Here is a 17,852-nt window from a genome sequence, read left to right as displayed (position 1 = left end):
CCCGGATGGCCCGTAACGCCCGGATGGCCCGTAACGCCCGTAACGCGCCTTCCGCCGGGGTCTCGTCGTCCGGCCCGACGATTTCGTCGCACGATCCGGCCCGGCGCCGGGCGGCGCGCCGAGAATCGCCGCCGCCTACACGACACGGCCTCGAGGCCGGACCCCGCTCATGTCATCCCCTGCCCTGCCCGTCCCGGGTTCGCCGCGCCTGCACGGCCTGGACACGCTGCGCGCCGCGGCCATCCTGCTGGTCTTCGCGTACCACTATCAGGTCTTCGTCAGCGGCGTTCCCACCTTCGGCTGGCTGAGCCGCATCGGCTGGGCGGGCGTCGACCTGTTCTTCGTGCTGAGCGGCTACCTGATCGCCAACCAGCTGATGGGCGGCATGAAGCGCGGCGGGCGGCTCTCGCTGCCGCGTTTCTACGGACGGCGCCTGCTGCGCACGCTGCCCAACTTCTATGTGGTGCTGGCGCTCTACTGGCTGTTCCCGCAGGTGATGGGCGGACGCGAGCCACCGCCGCTGTGGCGCTTCCTGACCTTCACGCAGAACATCGCGCTGACGCCGGGCACCGCGTTCTCGCATGCCTGGTCCCTGTGCATCGAGGAGCAGTTCTACCTGATGCTGCCCGCGGCGCTGATGCTGGGCGCGGCGCTGAAGCGGCGCCGCCGCGCGTTGGCATGGTCGCTGATCGGCGTGCTGACGCTGGCGGCCATCGTCTGGCGCGATCACCTGTGGCGGCTGTATGGGACGCAGGATCCGGCGCTCGGCTACTACCCGCATCTCTACTACGGCAGCCTCGCGCGGCTGGACGAGTTCCTGCCCGGCGTCGCGATCGCGCTGTTGAAGCACGGTCACGCGGACCTCTGGGCGGCGCTGATGCAACGCGCGAAGACGCTGCTCGCGATCGGCGCGGCGGCCAGCCTCGGCATGCTGACGCTGATGCTGCACTTCTACTACATCGACGACTACGGCTACGGTCACGCGATGAGCAGCTGGGGCTACAGCGCGCTCGCCTGGAGCTTCGGTCTGATGGTGCTGGCCGTGCTTGCGCCGCAGGGTCCGTTGGCGCGCGCGCAGATCCCCGGCGCGAATGCGCTGGCACGCTGGTCGTACGCGCTGTACCTGACCCACAAGCCGATCGCCTATGCCCTGGTCAAGCCGCTGGCGGCGATCGGTCTGACGCGGACCTCAGGCTGGACGGTGCCGGTGATCGCGGCGGTCTGCCTGATCGGCGGCTGGCTGCTGTACCGGCTCGTGGAGCTGCCGTTCCTGGGCCTGCGGGACCGCTGGATCCCTTCGCAATTCAGCGACGGCACGCGTGCTACAACCATGGATCCAAGGAGCCCTCAGCATGCGTAGCCCTCGTTTCTCCGGCCGTTCCCGTCCTTCCCGCCGCGCGGCGATCCTCTCCGTCGCCGCTGCGGCGCTGGCGCTCATCGCCTCGGCCTGCACGGCCGCCAGCGCCGAGGAGATCGGCGAAGTGAGCACGGTGTTCAAGTTCATCGGCCCGAACCACAAGATCGTCGTCGACGCCTACGACGATCCCGCCGTCAACGGCGTGACCTGCTACGTCTCGCGCGCGAAGACCGGCGGCATCAAGGGCGGGCTCGGCCTGGCCGAGGACAAGTCGGAAGCGTCCATCGCCTGCCGCGCCGTCGGCCCGATCAGCTTCCCCAAGCCGCTGCCCAAGCAGGAAGAGGTGTTCTCCGAACGCTCCTCGCTCGTGTTCAAGCGGCTGCGCGTCGTCCGCATGGTCGACGAGAAGCGCAACACGCTGGTCTATCTGACCTACTCGGACCGTGTGATCGAAGGCTCGCCGCAGAACAGCGTGACGGCGGTGCCGGTGGATAGGGGGACGGCGATTCCGGTGAAGTGAGCGTCACCCGCAAACGTCACCAGCCGAGGTCACCAGCCGACGTCACTCGCCGACGTCACTCGATCGGCGCGTCCGTGCTGACGGTCACCGCGCGCCAGGTCTCGATGGATTCGTTCATCGAGGCCAGCTTCTGCTGCACCAGTCCGAGCGCATCGCTGCCGAGCAGCAGATGCGCCGGCGGCGGTGCTTCCCCGACGGCGAGATCGACGATCACGCCGGCCGCCAGCGCTGGATCGCCCAGTTGACGGCCGCTCACGGCCTGCCGCCTCGCGCGGATCGGATCGAAGATCGCGTCGTAGTCGGCGATGCCGCGCTCCGATCGCACCATCGACCGGCCCGCCCAATCGGTCCGGAAGGAGCCCGGCGCGATCGCCGTGACGGAGATGCCCAGCGCGGCGACCTCCTTCCCCAGCGCCTCCGAGATCCCTTCCAGCGCGAACTTGCTGCCGCAGTAGTACGCGATGCCCGGCATCGTGATGAAGCCGCCCATCGACGTCGTGTTGAAGATGCGTCCCGCGCGACGGCCGCGCATGAACGGCAGCACCGCCTTCATCATCGCGACCGCGCCGAAGACGTTGACCTGGAACTGGTGCAGCAGGTCCTCCATCGGACTCTCCTCCAGGATGCCCTCGTGGCCGTAGCCCGCGTTGTTGATGAGGATGTCGATCGGACCGATATCCGCCTCGATGGCGGCGATGAGCGGCACTGCGAGATCGAGCGCCGTGACGTCGTGCAGGCGCGCGTGCGCACGGCCGGGGCAGCGCTGTTCGAAGTCGCGCGCCGCCTCGGCGTTGCGCACGGTACCGACGACCACGTGACCGTCGGCCAGCGCGCGGTCCGCGATCGCGCGGCCGAAGCCGCTGCTGACGCCGGTGATGAGGAAGGTCTTGGCGGTCCGCTCCGACGACGGCGAGGGGTCTGTCGCGGCGCTTGCGTTTGCAGAGGTGGTGTTCATGGCTGGGAATGCTAGGAATCCACGGCCCGTTTGCGCAGCCCCAGGGCCCCACGGGTCTTGCCTATTCCTCCATCGCGCCGCCGCCGGGTTCCCTCGCAGACGAGAATCCGCGACATCCCATGACCGCCCCCACTCGCCAGTACCAGATCCGCGACCTGCTGCTCCAGCTCGCTCCTACCGAGGGCTACACCGTGAGCCCGATCGAATCGGTCCGCTGGCTGCGCAGCAACCGCCCGCTCGACAGCACGCCGGTGCTCTACGAGCCCGGCATCGTCTTCGTCTGCCAGGGCCGCAAACGCGGCTTCATCGGCGACCGCACGCTCGTCTACGACGCGCGCCACTACCTGGTGGTGGCCGTGCCGGTGCCGTTCACGATGGAGACCGACGCGAGCGAGGAGGCGCCGCTGCTGGCTGCGTATCTGAGGCTCGATCCGGCGCTGGCCGCGGAGGTCGCGCTGGCGATCGACTACAGCGGCATCGCCCGCGAGGACACGCTACCCGGACCGGCGGCGCCGCTCGGGCTGGAAGCCTCGCCCATGGATGACCGGATCGAGGGCAGCTTGCTGCGCTTCCTCGAAGCGATGGTGGATCCCGTCGAGACGGCGGTGCTCGGTCCGGCGTTGCTGCGGGAGTTGTACTTCCGCGTCCTCTGCGGCGCGCAGGGGGCGACCTTGCGGAGCGTGCTCGGCGAGCGCGGGCATCTGGGTCGCATTGCGTTGGCGCTCAAGCGCATCCATGCGGATTACGCGGAACGCCTCGACGTCTCGCGCCTGGCGCGCGAGGCGGGACTCGGCCTCGCCGCCTTCCATGCGCATTTCAAGGCGGTCACGCAGACCACGCCGATGCAGTACCTGAAGTCGACGCGCCTGCATCGGGCCCGGCTGCTGATGTTGCACAAGGGCATGACGGCTGCCGCGGCTGCGGACCGTGTCGGCTACGAAAGCGCCTCGCAGTTCAGCCGCGAGTTCCGCCGGCTCTTCGGTCGGACGCCGCAGGTGGAGGTCGCGCGCTTGAAGGCCTCGTTCGCCATCCCGGAGCAGGACGACGAGGCGTTCGTGTCCTCTCATTGAGCGGCGTCGGATACCGCGACCGACGCGGCGGCGTCTCACGCCGCGTCATCCAGGGACAGACCGCGGATGACGCGCGACGCCCTCCTCGCTAGCCTGGATCGTCCGGTGCGTGTCGGCATCGGCGCCAGCGAGGAGCCGCCCATGCCCGTCATCACCGTCTTCACGCCCGATGAAGTAGAGAACAAGGAGAACCCGGCGCCGCTCTCCGACTTCAACCGGCAGTTCCTCGCCCAGGGCGATTCGTGGTTCTCGCTGGGCGCGCTGCCGTTGAAGTCCTCGAACCTCTTCGACGGCATGTCGACCGACATCGTCGCCTGCGCCGTCAACTTCGCGTCTCCCGGGGCTGTACTCAAGCGGATGGTGGACGCGACGCGCGAGCGGCGATTCCTCAGTTATCTCAACGGTCCGCTGCGCCAGCCGTGGAGCGCCTTGCTGCTGTCCGGCGGCGGCAACGACCTCATCGACGCCGCCGCCGTCGGTCCTGCCCATCCGCGCGACAAGAGATTGCTCGCCACCCGCGACGAATGGGGACAGGGCATCGCCGAGGACCGGTTCCTCTCCAACGCGGGATGGTCGACCTTCAGCGTCTATCTGGAAGCGGTCGTGAAGCAGATGCTCCAGGAGCGCGACAGGAACGTGAACCGCAGCATCCCGGTGGTGCTGCATACCTACGACCTCGCCGTGCCGCGGCCCTCCGGCGTCGGCTTCGGCAAGGGGCCGTGGCTTCAGCCGTCGCTCGTCACGTTCGGCGTGCCGGAGACCGAATGGGCCGCCGTCGCCGCGCTGATGCTGAGACGGTTGAAGGCGCTGCTCTTCCAGATCGCGGCGACCGTCCCCGACGGCTCCGTGCACGTGGTCAACACGCAGGGCACGCTCACCCCGGCCTCGACCCGCGACACGGGCCCCACCGCGGACTGGGTCAACGAGATCCACCCGACCAAGGCGGGATATCGCAAGCTCAGCGCGCTGTGGAGCCCTGTGCTCAATCAGCTGTAGGCTCGCCGGACTCGACCTCGAAACCCTCGTCGATCCAGCCGGTCAGTCCGCCGATCATCAGCTTCACCGGCCGACCGAGCTTCGCGAGCCGGATGGCGCCGCGGTGCGCGCCGTTGCAGTGCGGGCCGGCGCAGTACACGACGAACAGCGTGTCCATCGGATATGCGGCCATCTTTCCCTCGGTGATCTTGCCGTGCGGCAGGCTCGTTGCACCGGGCACGTGGCCGCGGTCGTAGAGCTCGTGGCTGCGGACGTCGAGCAGCACGAAGTCCTCGACGCCGCGCGAGAACGCGTCGTGCACGTCCCAGCAGTCGGTCTCGAAGCCGAAGGCCTGCTCGAAATGGGCAAGCGCCTGGGCGCTCGGTGCGGCGGGGACGGCGGCGACAGCGGAGAGGGTCGAACTCATCGGAAGTTCCTTCAGCGGAGTGGATCGATGGCGGTCAGTGTCGCGAAGGTCGCCTGCTCGGACGAGTGGCCGGAATGCCGTTGATCGGTAAGATCGCGCCATGCCTCATCTTGTCGCGATCCTGGCCTACGACCGGCTCTGCATGTTCGAGTTCGGCTGCGCCGTCGAGCTCTTCGCGCTCGAACGCCCGGAACTCGGTGTCGACTGGTACCGCCACGCGATCTGCGCCGCGGAGCCCGGCCCGCTGCGCGGTACCGGCGGCGTTCGCGTCGAGGCACCGCACACGCTGGCAATGCTGCGACGAGCCGACACCATCGTCATTCCCGGTTGGCGGGATGCCGCCGAGCGACCGCCCGAGAGACTGCTCAAGGCCGTGCGCGCCGCCCACGCGCGCGGCGCACGGCTCTGCACGATCTGCTCCGGGGTCTTCGTGCTCGCGCATGCGGGGCTGCTCGACGGCAAGCGCGCGACCACGCACTGGCGATATGCCGAGCGGCTCGCGCAGGAGTTCCCGCTGATCGACGTCGATCCGACCGCGCTCTATGTCGACGAGAGGCAGCTCATCACCTCGGCGGGATCCGCGGCGGGACTCGACATGCTCATGCACCTCGTGCGGCGCGATCACGGCCCGCGCGTCGCGAATGCGGTGGCGCAGCGGCTGGTGATGTCGCCGCATCGCGAGGGAGGACAGGCGCAGTTCGTGCCGCGGCCGATGCCTTCGAATGAGGCCAGTCCCATCGCGGTGTTGCAGGACTGGCTGCGCGCGCATCCACGGGACGCGCATACCGTCGCGTCGATGGCCCGTCGGGCCGCGATGAGCGCGCGCACGTTACAGCGCCGGTTCAAGGAGGCGACCGGGCTTGCGCCGCTCGAATGGTTGACGCGCGAGCGCGTCGCCATCGCGAAGGAATTGCTGGAGACGCGTGAGGCGCTCGACGTCGAGGCGGTCGCGGATCTCGCCGGACTGGGCTCACCCGAGTCCATGCGGCGGCACTTCCGGCTGATGGGGCTGCCGGCGCCATCGCGGTATCGACGGCAGTTCGGCTGAGCGATCGAAGGCTCGAACGAGCGGTTCCACGACCCTCACCCCAACCCCTCTCCCGCAATGCGGGAGAGGGGCAAGAGAAAAGACAGCTGACGCTCGGCGGGTCAGCGGAAGACCACGCAGGCCGCGCCCGGCATCGCAATGAAGGTACCGTCGAAGCGCGGCAGCGCCTCGACGTCGAGTCGGAACACGCAGATCTGATGACTGCGTTGCAGGCTGACCCACAACTCGTGTCCGTCCGGGCTGAAGGTCGCGCTTCGCGGGTAGCTGCCTTGCGCCCAGGTCTCGCCGCGCCAGGACGGGCGGCCTTGCCCGTCGAGATCGAAGACGGCGATCGCATCGTGCAGCCGGTTCAGCGCGCACAGCCGGCGGCCGTCCGGCGCGATGAGCAGGTCCGAGGCGTAGCTCAGGCCTTCGAATCCGGGAGGCAGGCTGCTGAGCCGCAGCCGATGCGTCAGTCGACCCGCCTCGTCCAGGCCCAGCCAGTCGAGCGCATTCGCCTGCTCGTTGAGCAGATAGACCTGCGCGTCATCCTGCGGGTGGAAGACGAAATGACGGGGACCGGAGCCCGTCGGGAGCCTCAGGCCATCGAGTTCCACGGGATCCGCTGCGGAGGCGTCGAGTCGCCACACCCTCATCAGATCGCGCCCGAGGTCGCTGGCGAGCATCAGCGGCCATCGCGGATGGCGACGGACCATGTGCGCATGCGCCGGCGCGGCCGGATCGGCAACCGCCTCCGCATGGCCCCTCGGAGCGATGACGCGATCCGTGGGCTGAAGCGCGCCGTCCGCGTCGATCGCGGCACGGCGCAGCGTGCCGTCGCCGTAATGCGCGACCCACGCGTGGCGCGCAGCGTCGCTCGCCCCGGTGTCACTTGCCTCCGCGCTACTCGCCATCGCGTCGAGCACCAGATGCACCGGCAGTTTGCCGCCCGTCGCGTGGCGGGACAGCAGGGTCAGCGTTCCGTCCGCCGCGTCGACGGCCAGAGTCGCCAGCTCGTGGCCGTCTTCCAGGAGCACATGCAGGCGGGTGCCGCCTTCGGCGAGATGCAGCCAGGTCGGACTGCCCGACAACGCTGCCGCCAGTCGGGCATGGACACGCCCATCGGCATCGCGCACCAGCGCGTGAACACCCTCGCATTGCGGCGCGTAGCCGCCGGCGTAGGCGAACGGCAGGCCCTCAGGCGGGATGGAGAAAATCGCGGGGTTGGAAGGGGTCATCGGAGCGCGACTTTACGGCCACAATGCCCTGTCATGACCAGCTCCAGCCCGCCTCGCCGGCGGGTGCCGCGCGTATGCGTTTCGACGTCCCGACGCTGTTCAGCCTGATGCTGATCCAGTCCCTGGCGCTGGCGCTGCTGCTGCCGCTGCTGCTCGGCTGGTGCGACAGCATCGCCGCCCGTCGCGCGCAGCTCAGCGCGGCCGCGCAGGCCGCCGGCTGGGCCCTGCTGCTCCTGCCGCCCGACGGCATGCGCCTGACGGCCATCGTGGCGCTCGGCCTGCTCAGCCTCAGCCTCACGCTGCTGTGGATGGCCGCCGACCGCTGGCTGCCGGGTCGGGCCGGCCGGCTCTTCCAGTACGGCATGCCGGTGCTGGTGATGGTCGGCTACGGCGCGGGCTGGGACAACTACGGGCTGCGCCTGGCCTGGTCCAACGGCTGCATCGGGCTGCAGATGCTGGCGCTGGGCGCCAGCCTGATGCAACCCGTCAAGCGCGGCCCGGTCGGCAACCGGCGCTGGCGGCTGCTGTTCACCGTCAGCCTCGGCCTGCTGGCCGTGCTCAACCTGGCGCGCGCCTACCTGGCCGGCTTCGACACCGCGAACCTGCCCAGCTTCGACGCGCCGCATCCGCTCAACATGGTGTTCGCCGTCGTCGCCAACGTCTGCGTGCTGGCCGCGGCGGTCGCGATCCTCGTGGCCTGGCGCGGCGAGAGCGAAGCCGAGCTGCGCCGCCTCACGCAGATCGACGCGGCCACCGGGCTGTCCAACCGCCGGGCGTTCCAGCAGCGCTCCGTGGACATGATCTCGATGGCTCGCCGCTACAGCGAGCCGCTGATGCTCATCGTCATGGACGTCGACGGCTGCAAGGCGATCAACACGACGCACGGCGAAGCCAAGGGCGACCAGGCCCTCGCGCTCTTCGGCCGCTGCCTGGACGAGCAGAAACGCCTGGGCGACGTCGTCGCACGCATCGACGGCCAGCGCTTCGCCGTGCTGATGGCGCGCTCCGACCTCGTCGGCCCACCCGCGCTCGACCGGCGGCAGCGGGACGCGCTGCTCGAACTCGCGCCGCGCGAGCTCGGCTTCACGCTGGGCTACTCCGCCGGCTGGGCCAAGCTGCGCAACGGTGATCGCAACATCGAGGACCTGCTGCACCGCGCCGAAGCGGCGCTGTATGCCGCCAAACGCCAGGGAAAGGGGCGTCTGTGCGCCGAACCGGGGCTCGAAGCCGAGCTCAGCGTGGCCGTGCCCGCCTGAACGACCTCGGACACGCAAGCCCGCGCACCGCCTGGATGGCTGCTGCAGCCGCCGAGGCCGACGGATCAGACCTCATCGAGAGCCGATGTCCCGCCTCGACCCCTGCGGGCCGTGACGCGGTTCACGCCTGTCGCGCCCACCGCGCGCCAATCGCCCAGTCGATGCGCGCCAGCGCCCGGTTGGCATGACGTTTGCGTCAGGGTTTTCCAGGTCCCCACCGCCATCCACGAGATGGGTCGGGACGTCGTCGTACCAAGACCTGGAGTTCCCGCCATGCATGTCGCCCTCAGCCCCACGGCCGTCCACGCCCGAGCCCCTCGCGCCCTCAATCCGCTGGCCAGCGATGCCGCCGCGTCGCAGCACCTGCAGCGCGCGCCGATCGAGGTGGTCAAGCTGACCTCCCGCGACCTGCAATGGCTGCCCGCCCTGACGACCCTGCTGATCGACAACGTCCACCTCGGCGCCACGCTGGGCTTCCTGGCGCCGCTGTCGCGCTACCAGGCGCTGGACTACTGGCACGGCGTCTTCGCGCGACTGGGCCAGCACCACATGCTGTGGATCGCCTGCGAATCCGAAGGCCCGGGGCGTCTGCTCGGCGCCGTCCAGCTCTCGCTGTGCCCGCTGGCCAATGCGCACCACCGTGGGGAAGTCCAACGACTGATGGTGCACAGCCAGGAACGCAGCCGCGGCGTGGCCGGGCAGCTGATGTCGCGCCTGGAATGCGCGGCGGCGACGCAAGGCCGATTCCTGCTGCAGCTGGAGACCTGCGCCGACTCGCAGGCGGAAGCGGTGTTCGCGCATCTCGGCTGGCAGCGCGCCGGCCAGATCCCCGATCACTGCCACGGCGCCGAAGGCCAGCTGCAGGCCGCCGCGATGTACTACAAGCGACTGCCGCATCTGGTCTGAGCACCGCGCGCGCCTCCGCGTGCATCAGCGCTCGTCAGCGCACGTCGAGCAGCCCCGCGAGCAGCGCCTCGATGCGCCGGGCTCTTGCCGCAACGCCGCCCAGGGCGGCGAGCCCGCCCTGCTCCAGCATCACCAGCCCGTGCAGCCCGGCCCAGAGCGCCGCGGCGCGCGCGGCCGGCAACGCCGCCGGAGCGATCAGCCCGTCCAGGCCCGCGATCAGCGACTCGCGCAGCGCGGCCGGCGTGTCGAGCATCAGCAGCCGGTAGTCGTGCGGGTGCTGCAAGCCCCAGTTCACGAAAGCCCGCGCCACCGCGGCGGCCTCCCCGCCTGAAGCGGCCCCGTCCGCCGCCCCCTGCAGCCGCGTGAGCAGCGTGCGCAGGCTGTCCTCGGCCAGGCGCGCGAGCAGCTCGCCCTTGTCGTGGAAGAAGCTGTAGAGCGTCGCGTGCGAGTAGCCCACCGCCGCGCCCACCTCGCGCAGCGTCAGCGCCTCCGCGCCGCGTTCGGCGAAGAGCTCGCGCGCGGCGGCGAGGATGCCGGCCTCCAGCGCCAACTTGTGCGCGGCGCGCCGCTGCTGGGACGCGGTCGGCGTTGTGCCGGCTCCGACGCCAAGGTCGAGCGCCGCGTCGCCGTCCACGTCGAGATCCAGCTCGCCCTCGTTCATCGCCTTGCGCTGCGCCTGGCGCTTCAACGGCCCTTCCGGTTTGGCCACCTTCTGGCGCACGCGCGGCTGCGGCTTCGCCTGCGGTCGCGCCTGCGCGGCGCCGTCCGGCCTGTCCTGCACGACGCCGGAGGTGTTGTGCAGGCCCTTCGGACCGCTCGGACGCGGATCCGGCATCGTCGCGCGGCCGCCGCTTGTGGATTTGCTAACCATTGGTTAGTATTTGATCGACGGTTTGAATGAAGACTGGACGATGCCACAAATGCCTGCGATTGACCATGCCGACGCGACCTCGACGCGGTCGCTGCTGGAGGCCGTTCCCGTCTCGCATCCCGATGCCGTGCTCCTGATGCATCTGCTCAACCAGCGGTTGGCGTCGCTCAGCGGCGATTCGGGCGCCAGCGGGTTCGAGGCCGCGTCGATGCCGGCGGGACGATCCGTGTTCCTGGTCGCACGGGGCGAAGACGGCGCGCTCCTCGGCTGCGGCGCGGTCCGGCCGCTCGCGCAGGCCGGCGTCGCGCCGGTGGCCGAGCTCAAGCGGATGTTCGCCCGCGACGGCACCCGCGGAGTCGGTATCGCCCTGCTCATCGCGCTGGAGCGCGAAGCGCTCGTCATGGGCTATCGCGCGCTGTGGCTGGAGACGCGGCGCGTCAACGACCGCGCGCTGCGCTTCTATCGGCGGCACGGCTATTCCGAGATTCCCAACTACGGCGGCTACGTCGGGCGCGAGGACGCGGTGTGCCTCGGCAAGACGTTGAACCCGGAACCCAAGGAACCCTCATGGACCTGATCGAACTGCGCGGCACCGACCGCGACTGGATGCCGGCGCTCGGCGAGTTGTTCTTCGACGTCGTCGACGGCGGCGGCTCGCTGGGATTCCTCGAAGACGTCGACGAGGCGCAGATGCGCGAGTACTGGGAAGGCGTGTTCGAGCAGCTCGGACCGCGGCATCGGCTGTGGGTCGCACGCGAAGGCGACCGGGTGCTCGGCACGGTGCAGCTGTCGCTCTGCGGCAAGCCCAATCAGCGCCATCGCGGGGACGTGATGAAGCTGATGGTCCATCGCGACGCGCGGCGCCGCGGCGTCGCCGTGCAGCTGATGGCCGTGCTGGAACAGACCGCGCGGGACGCTGGCCTCAGCCTGCTGACGCTAGACACCGAAGCCGGATCGGCGGCCGAAGCCTTCTACCAGTCGCAAGACTTCCACCGCAGCGGCGAGATCCCGTTCTTCGCCGCCAACCCGCAGGGAGAGCTGCAGGCGACCGCGCTGTACTGGAAGCGGCTGGACTGAACGACAGTCAGCGCTCCGGCGCCACAGCGCCCCTGCGCTCCCGCGCCTCAGCGCGATACGCGCATCAGCTTGCCGCCGTCGGTCACCGTCAGCAACGCGCCGTCGCGCGCCTGGATCACGTCGCGGAAGCGCTCGCCGAGGTCACCGAACATCTTCTCCTTGCCCGTGACGGTGTCGCCGTTCAGCGTGATGCGCCACAGCGCGGTGCCCGCCAGCGAGCCCGAGATCAGCTGTCCGCGCCATTCCGGGAACAGGCTGCCCGTGTAGAACACCAGCCCCGCCGGCGCGACGGAGATCGGCGTCCAGGTCGTGAGCGGCTCGACATAGGCCGGCGCATGCGTGCCCCCGCCGATGCGGCAGGCGTCGCCGACCGGCGAGCCGTACTCGCAGCCGTAGCTCTTGATCGGCCAGCCGTAGTTCTTCCCGGCGCGTGCGATGTTGACCTCGTCGCCGCCTTGCGGGCCGTGCTCGGTGAGCCAGAGCTCGCCCGTCTGCGGATGCAGCGCGGCGCCCTGGATGTTGCGATGGCCGTAGCTCCAGATGCCGGGCTTGGCGCCCGCGGCGAAGGTCGGGTTGTCCGCCGGGATGCTGCCGTCCCGGTTCACGCGGATCACCTTGCCCAGCGTCTGCTGCAGGTCCTGCGACGGGCTGCCCTTCATGCGCTCGCCGGTCGTGATGTAGAGCGTCTTGTCACGCGCGAAGACGAGCCTTGAGCCGTAGTGCCCGGTGCCGTCCACCTTCGGCGCCTGACGGAAGATCACCTGCACGCTGGTGAGGGCGTCGCCTTCCAGCCGGCCGCGCGCGACCGTGGTGCCGGCCTTGCCGGCTTCGGTCCCGGTGCCCGCTTCAGCGTAGGAGAAATAGACCCAGTTGCTGCCCGCGGTCGCGAAGTCCGGATCGATCGTGATGCCCAGCAGCCCGCCCTGGCCGCTGTCCAGCACCTGGGGCACGCCGGTGATCGTCGCCTCGGTCTTGCCGGCCGCGGACAGGCGCACGATCGTGCCGCCCTTCTGCGTCACCAGCAGCCGGTTGTCGGGCAACTGCACGAGGCCCCAGGGGCGGTCGAGCGTGCTGTTCAGCGTCTGCATCGACGGCGCGGCGGCACCGCCGCCAGGTTGGCTGGGCGCGGCGGTGTCGTCGCCGCCCCCGCTACCGCCGCCACAGGCCGTGGCCGCCATCGCGACCGCCAGGGTCGACATCCATTCCGCCACGCTCATGCCCGTTCTCCTTGTGCTGATCGATGGGCCGGTCGAAAAACCGGCCGCCCGCGACGGCGTCACGACGCCGTGAAGACGACGAGTCTAGGCCGGCGCGGAAACGGAGTTGCAAGCGGATGAAATCGGCGCCACCGACCCTGCCTCGTCCCTGGACATCCTCGGGTCATCCTCCCGCCATCGCGGGCAATCGCCGTGCGCGGCCCCGCTCCGGCCGGATGCCCCTGCTTGTGCAGGCCCGGCGCTTCCTCTACGCTGGCCGCAGTCCGGCTCCAGACCCACGTCCAACTCTTGCCTGAGAGGAACGAGCCATGTCCCCCACCCCCTCCTCCGATCCGGAAGGCACGACCGCCGGCAGCCCAGGCGGCGCCGCGCTGCCGCAGCATCCCGGCATCGCGGCGATCCGCACCCTGGCGCTCACCGGCCCGGCCGGCGCCGGCAAGACCTCGCTGGCCGAGGCCCTGCTGCTGAAATCCGGCAGCATCAAGACCGCCGGCAGCATCGAGAAAGGCAGCACCGTCAGCGACCACGATCCGCTGGAGAAGCGGATGCTGCATTCGCTGCAGGTCTCCCAGATGCACATCGCGCACGAGGGTCTGCGCATCCACCTGCTCGACACGCCCGGCGCGCCCGATTTCATCGGGCAGGCGCTGCCGGCGCTCGAAGCGGTCGAATCGGTCGCCGTCGTCGTCAACGCGCAGAACGGCCTGGAGCTGATGGTCCGCCGGATGATGGAGGCGGCCGCGGGGCGCGGCCTCACGCGGCTGATCATCGTCAACCGGATCGATGCGCCGGGCGTCGACGCCCAGGCGCTGCTCGCCCAGCTGCAGGAAGCCTTCGGCCGTGAATGCCTGCCCTTGAATCTGCCCGCCGCGGGCGGGACCAAGGTGCAGGACTGCTTCTTCGGCTGCAGCGGCGAGAGCGACTTCGGCTCGGTCGAAGCCGCCCACCGCGCGCTGGTGGAGCAGGTCGTGGAAGTCGATCCGGATTTCGTCGACCGCTACCTCAACGAGGGCGACGTGCCCGCCACCGAGCTGCACACCCCGCTGGAGCAGGCGTTCCGCGAGGGTCATCTGATCCCCGTGTGTTTCGTGTCGGCACGCACCGGCGCGGGCGTCGCGGAGCTGCTCGACGTGATCGAGAAGCTGCTCCCCAATCCCTATGAGGCCAACCCGCCGCAGTTCATGCGGCGCGAAGGCGACGAGGCGGAACCGCTGCTGGTCTCGATGGATCCGGCGCAGCACGTCGTCGCGCACGTCTTCAAGATCCAGTCGGACCCCTACCTCGGCAAGCTCGCGATGCTGCGCGTCCATCAGGGCACGCTGAAGAAGAACGCCCAGCTCTTCGTCGGCCATGCCCGCAAGGCGGTGCGCGTCGCGCATCTGTTCATGCTGCAGGGCAAGGAGCATGTGGAGATCGAGCAGGCGCTGCCCGGCGACCTGTGCGCGCTGGCCAAGATCGATGAGCTGCATTACGACGCGGTGCTGCACGACGCGCAGGAGGATGAGCATCTGCACCTCGCGCCGATCGCGCTGCCGACGCCGGTGCACGGCGTGGCGATCCGCCCCAGCCGTCACGGCGACGAGCAGCGGCTGTGGGAGGTGCTGTCGCGCCTGGTCGAGGAAGATCCCTGCCTGCGCCTGGAACGCGGCGGCGGCCACGAGGAAGGCCTCGGGCCGCAGGGCGGGGAGACGCTGGTCTATGGGCTCGGCGAACTGCATCTGAGGGTGCTGCTGGACCGGCTCAAGGAGACCTACAAGTTCGACGTCCAGACCCAGCCGCCGCGGATCGCGTACCGCGAGACGATCTCGGCCAAGGCCGAAGGCCATTACCGCCACAAGAAGCAGACCGGCGGCGCCGGGCAGTTCGGCGAGGTGTGGCTGCGCATCGAGCCGCTGGAGCGCGGCGCGGGCTTCGAGTTCCGCGACGAGGTCAAGGGCGGCACCATCCCCGGCCAATTCATGCCGGCCGTCGAGAAGGGCGTGCGGCAGGCGCTGGCGCAGGGCGTTGTGGCCGGCTATCCGGTCGTCGACCTGCGGGTGACCGTCTTCGACGGGAAGCATCATTCGGTGGACTCCAAGGAAGTCGCCTTCATCACGGCGGGCAAACGCGCGCTGATCGCAGCGGTGCGCGAGGCGCGGCCCGTGGTGCTGGAACCCATCGTGCAGGTCGAGATCAGCGCGCCGGAAAACGCCACCGGCGACATCACCGGCGACCTGGCCTCGCGGCGCGGTCAGGTGCTCGGGACGCGCGGCAGCGTGCCGGGACAGATCGGCGTGGACGGGCTGGCGCCGCTGGCCGAGCTCAGCGCCTACCAGAACCGCCTCAACGCGATGACCAGCGGCCAGGGGCGCTACACGATGGTGCTGTCCCATTACGAGGCGGTGCCCCCCAACACCCAGGCCCAGTTGGCCGCCGGCTACCACCTGAAGGACGAGGAGTAGCCCTTCGCGGTCGGCGACCTCCCCCTGCCGTAGCGCTACCACGCCGATGGGCAGGGTGCGAGCCCCGGGGCGGGGCCTGAGCGTTTGTGAACGAAGCTTTATCATTGGGGGATGTGTTCCGCCCACCGAGACGTCGCGCAGATCCGCCTGGACAACGCGATGCGCTTGTTCGACGAGTTTGTTGCCGCCACGATCAAACATCCCGATGCCGCCGCCCTGCGCGGCCTGGAGCGCCGTTTCGCCGAGCGCCTGCAGATCCAGCCCAGTTACTGGAGCCAGATCAAGAGCCGCTCCCGGCAGATCGGCGAACGACTGGCCCGGCAGTTCGAACAGCTGACCCACAAGCCCAACGGCTGGATGGATCAGGAGCACGGCGCGCTCGGTGCTGCGGCGCCGGCGGTCGGTACCTCGCAGGGCAACACGGCTTTATCAAATGCGGGCCGTCCGGCGTCGGCGGACAACTCCCCCAGCCTCCCGCAGGACGATGACGAACGCTTCATCGTCGGCCTGGTGCTGACCTACTACCGCCGGCATCCGCAGCGGGCGCGCACGCGGCTGCTGGACCTGCTGGGCGAGGTGCTCACCCCGCCCGCGCCGAACGCACCGCCCGTGCCGGCGCCCAAGGCGGCCGCCCCGGCGACCTCCGATATCGACGACTGGCACAAGCTGCAGCGCAGCATCGCGCCGCTGAAGTCGAAGAAGCGCTGAGCGCTTCCATCGGCGTCTGCGTCAGCGGTTCGCGCTGACTCTCCTTCCCGCCCTTCTGATCGCGCCTCGCCGGCCAGGCAGGCGTACGCCTGCGCGCGTCCCGTCGCCATGGGACAACGTCCGAGCAAAATCACTTGCGCTTGATAATCAGATGTTTATCATCTGCGCAACTCTTGAGCCCCCGCCGCAACGGCCGCGCTGTCAGGCGCCGTCCCGGGACTCCCCTTCCCTTTCCGTCCGTCATCACAGGAGGCTGCCATGGCCCAGTTCACCACTCCCCGTCCGCGTCTCGCAGTGACAGCGCGCAAGCCGCGCAATCCCTTCGTGGCCCTGAGCCACGGCCGTTCCGCAGGCCGTCACGGCCCCACCGCCGGCGGCCGCCGCCAGCAGGAACAGCAGGCCCTGAAGCGCGCGCTTCAGCGGCACGACGACTTCAGCCCTTGAACGGGTAGCCTCCGACGGAACGGGATGTCTTCCCGGTCCGGCGCAGGCCGCCCAGGGAGACAAGAAATGCAAGAGTTCACCTTGATGCCGGGCCGCATGCATGGCCTGGCCCGCCAGCAGAGCCTCCGCGGCTGGCTGGCGATCCTGCTGCTCAGCGCCGGCGGGCGCCTGATCAGTTGGGCGTGGCACGTCGCGCCGGCGGCGCGCCGCGACGCACCGGCCGAAGGGCTGGAGTTCCATGTCGACGCCGACGGCACCGGCCGGATCTACGTCGACGGCCAACTGCAGGGCACCCTCGCGGGTGTGCAACGGCTGTGATGCCGCTCTGGCTCGCGGTCGCCTTGGCCGCGGTGGGGATCAAGCTCGCAGGGGCCGAGCCGATATACGATGAACAACATTCACCGTGCATCGCCGCCCACGCGACGACCCCGCTTCATGACCCAGAGCGCTCCGCCCGCTGCGTCTGCCCCGTCCGGGAACGGGTCGGGGAATCCGCCGATTCCCTCCCCAGCCCAGCAGGCGACGTTCCAGCCGCTGATCCGGCCCCTGCCGGATCTGGCGGCGTGGACGGCCCGCTTCCGCGACATGGAAATCCCGGTGCTGGCCAGCACGGCCGAGCAGCTGGAACTCTGGCGCGCGAATGAGGACGCGGTCGACGCGCACCTCCTCGGCGAGTTCCTGAGCAAGGACCCGCTGATGACGCTCAAGCTGCTGGCGCATGCCGCGTCGCAGCGCTCCAGCCGGCTGCTGACCGACACCGAGACGGTCACGGCCGCGCTGGTGCTGATGGGCATCACCCCCTTCTTCAAGGCCTTCGGCGAACAGCCGACGGTCGAGCAGCGGCTGGCCGATCGGCCAGATGCGCTCGCCGGCATCCAGCGTGTGCTGCATCGCGCTGAGCGCGCGGCCCGCTTCGCGCTGGGTTTCGCCGCGCACCGCGCCGACCCGGACGCGGCCGTCGTCCACAGCGCCGCGCTGCTGCACGATTTCTCCGAAATGCTGCTGTGGTGCGAGGCGCCTGATCTGGCGCTCGAGATCCAGCGCCGCCAGGAAGCGGATCCGGCGCTGCGCAGCGTCGCCGCTCAGCGCGCGGTGCTCAATGTGGAGCTTGGCGATCTGGAGCAGGCACTGATGCGCACCTGGCATCTGCCGGAGCTGCTCGCCCACATCGTCGACGACAAGAAGGTCCACGATCCCCAAGTGCGCAGCGTGATGCTGGCGGTGCGCCTGGCGCGGCACACCGCGCTGAGCTGGGAGAACCCGGCCGTGCCCGACGACCTCATCGAGATCGGCGAGCTGATGAGTCTCTCTCCGGCTCACACGCTCAAACTCGTCCACGAAGTCGACGGCGTCGTCTGACACC

Annotated in this window: 19 protein-coding genes; 14 read left to right on the top strand and 5 right to left on the bottom strand. The window is 69.8% G+C overall.

Annotated elements, in window-relative coordinates; all coding sequences use genetic code 11:
- Positions 1-169: 169 nt before the first annotated feature.
- Positions 170-1,360, top strand: coding sequence for an acyltransferase family protein (locus ACQZ13_RS03870; RefSeq protein WP_431049916.1), 1,191 nt, complete (start codon positions 170-172; stop codon positions 1,358-1,360).
- Complete coding sequence (locus tag ACQZ13_RS03865; protein ID WP_431049915.1) at positions 1,353-1,877, top strand: CreA family protein; 525 nt, start codon at positions 1,353-1,355, stop codon at positions 1,875-1,877. Before ACQZ13_RS03870 ends, ACQZ13_RS03865 begins: the two co-directional genes overlap by 8 nt.
- Before the next feature lie 55 nt (positions 1,878-1,932).
- Here ACQZ13_RS03865 and ACQZ13_RS03860 read toward each other — a convergent pair whose 3' ends face one another.
- Positions 1,933-2,832, bottom strand: a complete 900-nt coding sequence (locus tag ACQZ13_RS03860) for an oxidoreductase (RefSeq protein ID WP_431049914.1) — start codon at positions 2,830-2,832, stop codon at positions 1,933-1,935.
- A gap of 119 nt (positions 2,833-2,951) precedes the next feature.
- On the opposite strand from ACQZ13_RS03860, the gene ACQZ13_RS03855 reads away from it, so the two are divergent.
- Both ACQZ13_RS03855 and ACQZ13_RS03850 read left to right on the top strand, forming a co-directional pair.
- Entirely contained in the window at positions 2,952-3,902 is a 951-nt protein-coding gene (locus tag ACQZ13_RS03855) for an AraC family transcriptional regulator (RefSeq protein WP_431049913.1), read from the top strand.
- Positions 3,903-4,043: 141 nt separating this feature from the next.
- Complete coding sequence (locus ACQZ13_RS03850; protein WP_431049912.1) at positions 4,044-4,898, top strand: hypothetical protein; 855 nt, start codon at positions 4,044-4,046, stop codon at positions 4,896-4,898.
- On the opposite strand, the gene ACQZ13_RS03845 is transcribed toward ACQZ13_RS03850, so the two are convergent.
- On the bottom strand, positions 4,885-5,304 hold the full coding sequence (locus tag ACQZ13_RS03845; protein ID WP_431049911.1) for a rhodanese-like domain-containing protein: 420 nt from the start codon (positions 5,302-5,304) through the stop codon (positions 4,885-4,887). The two genes, ACQZ13_RS03850 and ACQZ13_RS03845, sit on opposite strands and share 14 nt — an antisense overlap.
- Before the next feature lie 100 nt (positions 5,305-5,404).
- On the opposite strand from ACQZ13_RS03845, the gene ftrA reads away from it, so the two are divergent.
- Complete coding sequence (ftrA, locus tag ACQZ13_RS03840; RefSeq protein ID WP_431049910.1) at positions 5,405-6,352, top strand: transcriptional regulator FtrA; 948 nt, start codon at positions 5,405-5,407, stop codon at positions 6,350-6,352.
- Between the two features lie 101 nt (positions 6,353-6,453).
- Here ftrA and ACQZ13_RS03835 read toward each other — a convergent pair whose 3' ends face one another.
- Positions 6,454-7,569, bottom strand: coding sequence for a lactonase family protein (locus tag ACQZ13_RS03835; RefSeq protein ID WP_431049909.1), 1,116 nt, complete (start codon positions 7,567-7,569; stop codon positions 6,454-6,456).
- A 74-nt stretch (positions 7,570-7,643) separates the two neighbouring features.
- Between ACQZ13_RS03835 and ACQZ13_RS03830 the strand changes: the two genes are divergently transcribed.
- Both ACQZ13_RS03830 and ACQZ13_RS03825 read left to right on the top strand, forming a co-directional pair.
- A complete protein-coding gene (locus ACQZ13_RS03830; protein ID WP_431049908.1) occupies positions 7,644-8,825 on the top strand; it encodes a GGDEF domain-containing protein in 1,182 nt (393 codons plus the stop codon).
- A gap of 273 nt (positions 8,826-9,098) precedes the next feature.
- Positions 9,099-9,731, top strand: a complete 633-nt coding sequence (locus tag ACQZ13_RS03825) for a GNAT family N-acetyltransferase (protein ID WP_431049907.1) — start codon at positions 9,099-9,101, stop codon at positions 9,729-9,731.
- Between the two features lie 34 nt (positions 9,732-9,765).
- Here the strand turns inward: ACQZ13_RS03825 and ACQZ13_RS03820 are convergent, their stop codons facing one another.
- A complete protein-coding gene (locus ACQZ13_RS03820; protein WP_431049906.1) occupies positions 9,766-10,602 on the bottom strand; it encodes a TetR/AcrR family transcriptional regulator in 837 nt (278 codons plus the stop codon).
- A gap of 49 nt (positions 10,603-10,651) precedes the next feature.
- On the opposite strand from ACQZ13_RS03820, the gene ACQZ13_RS03815 reads away from it, so the two are divergent.
- Both ACQZ13_RS03815 and ACQZ13_RS03810 read left to right on the top strand, forming a co-directional pair.
- Positions 10,652-11,179 carry a GNAT family N-acetyltransferase gene (locus ACQZ13_RS03815; RefSeq protein WP_431049905.1) on the top strand — a complete coding sequence of 176 codons (528 nt, stop codon included), beginning with the start codon at positions 10,652-10,654 and terminating at the stop codon, positions 11,177-11,179.
- A complete protein-coding gene (locus tag ACQZ13_RS03810; RefSeq protein ID WP_431049904.1) occupies positions 11,170-11,679 on the top strand; it encodes a GNAT family N-acetyltransferase in 510 nt (169 codons plus the stop codon). The genes ACQZ13_RS03815 and ACQZ13_RS03810 overlap by 10 nt, the downstream gene beginning before the upstream one ends.
- A 47-nt stretch (positions 11,680-11,726) precedes the next feature.
- Here the strand turns inward: ACQZ13_RS03810 and ACQZ13_RS03805 are convergent, their stop codons facing one another.
- Positions 11,727-12,896, bottom strand: coding sequence for a PQQ-dependent sugar dehydrogenase (locus ACQZ13_RS03805; protein WP_431049903.1), 1,170 nt, complete (start codon positions 12,894-12,896; stop codon positions 11,727-11,729).
- A gap of 308 nt (positions 12,897-13,204) precedes the next feature.
- Between ACQZ13_RS03805 and fusA the strand changes: the two genes are divergently transcribed.
- The 5 genes from fusA (at position 13,205) to ACQZ13_RS03780 (ending at position 17,848) form a co-directional block, all read left to right on the top strand.
- Positions 13,205-15,337: an elongation factor G gene (fusA, locus tag ACQZ13_RS03800; RefSeq protein ID WP_431049902.1), complete on the top strand. Its 2,133-nt coding sequence runs from the start codon at positions 13,205-13,207 to the stop codon at positions 15,335-15,337.
- 111 nt (positions 15,338-15,448) lie between these two features.
- Positions 15,449-16,045, top strand: a complete 597-nt coding sequence (locus ACQZ13_RS03795; protein WP_431049901.1) for a hypothetical protein — start codon at positions 15,449-15,451, stop codon at positions 16,043-16,045.
- Positions 16,046-16,303: 258 nt separating this feature from the next.
- A complete protein-coding gene (locus tag ACQZ13_RS03790) occupies positions 16,304-16,489 on the top strand; it encodes a hypothetical protein (protein ID WP_088407757.1) in 186 nt (61 codons plus the stop codon).
- Positions 16,490-16,555: 66 nt separating this feature from the next.
- On the top strand, positions 16,556-16,807 hold the full coding sequence (locus tag ACQZ13_RS03785) for a hypothetical protein (protein WP_431049899.1): 252 nt from the start codon (positions 16,556-16,558) through the stop codon (positions 16,805-16,807).
- A 117-nt stretch (positions 16,808-16,924) separates the two neighbouring features.
- A complete protein-coding gene (locus ACQZ13_RS03780; RefSeq protein WP_431049898.1) occupies positions 16,925-17,848 on the top strand; it encodes an HDOD domain-containing protein in 924 nt (307 codons plus the stop codon).
- Positions 17,849-17,852 lie beyond the last annotated feature (4 nt).

The organism is Roseateles sp. L2-2 (assembly GCF_050613215.1).
Taxonomy (GTDB): domain Bacteria; phylum Pseudomonadota; class Gammaproteobacteria; order Burkholderiales; family Burkholderiaceae_C; genus Roseateles; species Roseateles noduli.
Note: the sequence above shows the minus strand (reverse complement) of the source record. Positions and strands in the feature narration are given on the sequence as shown.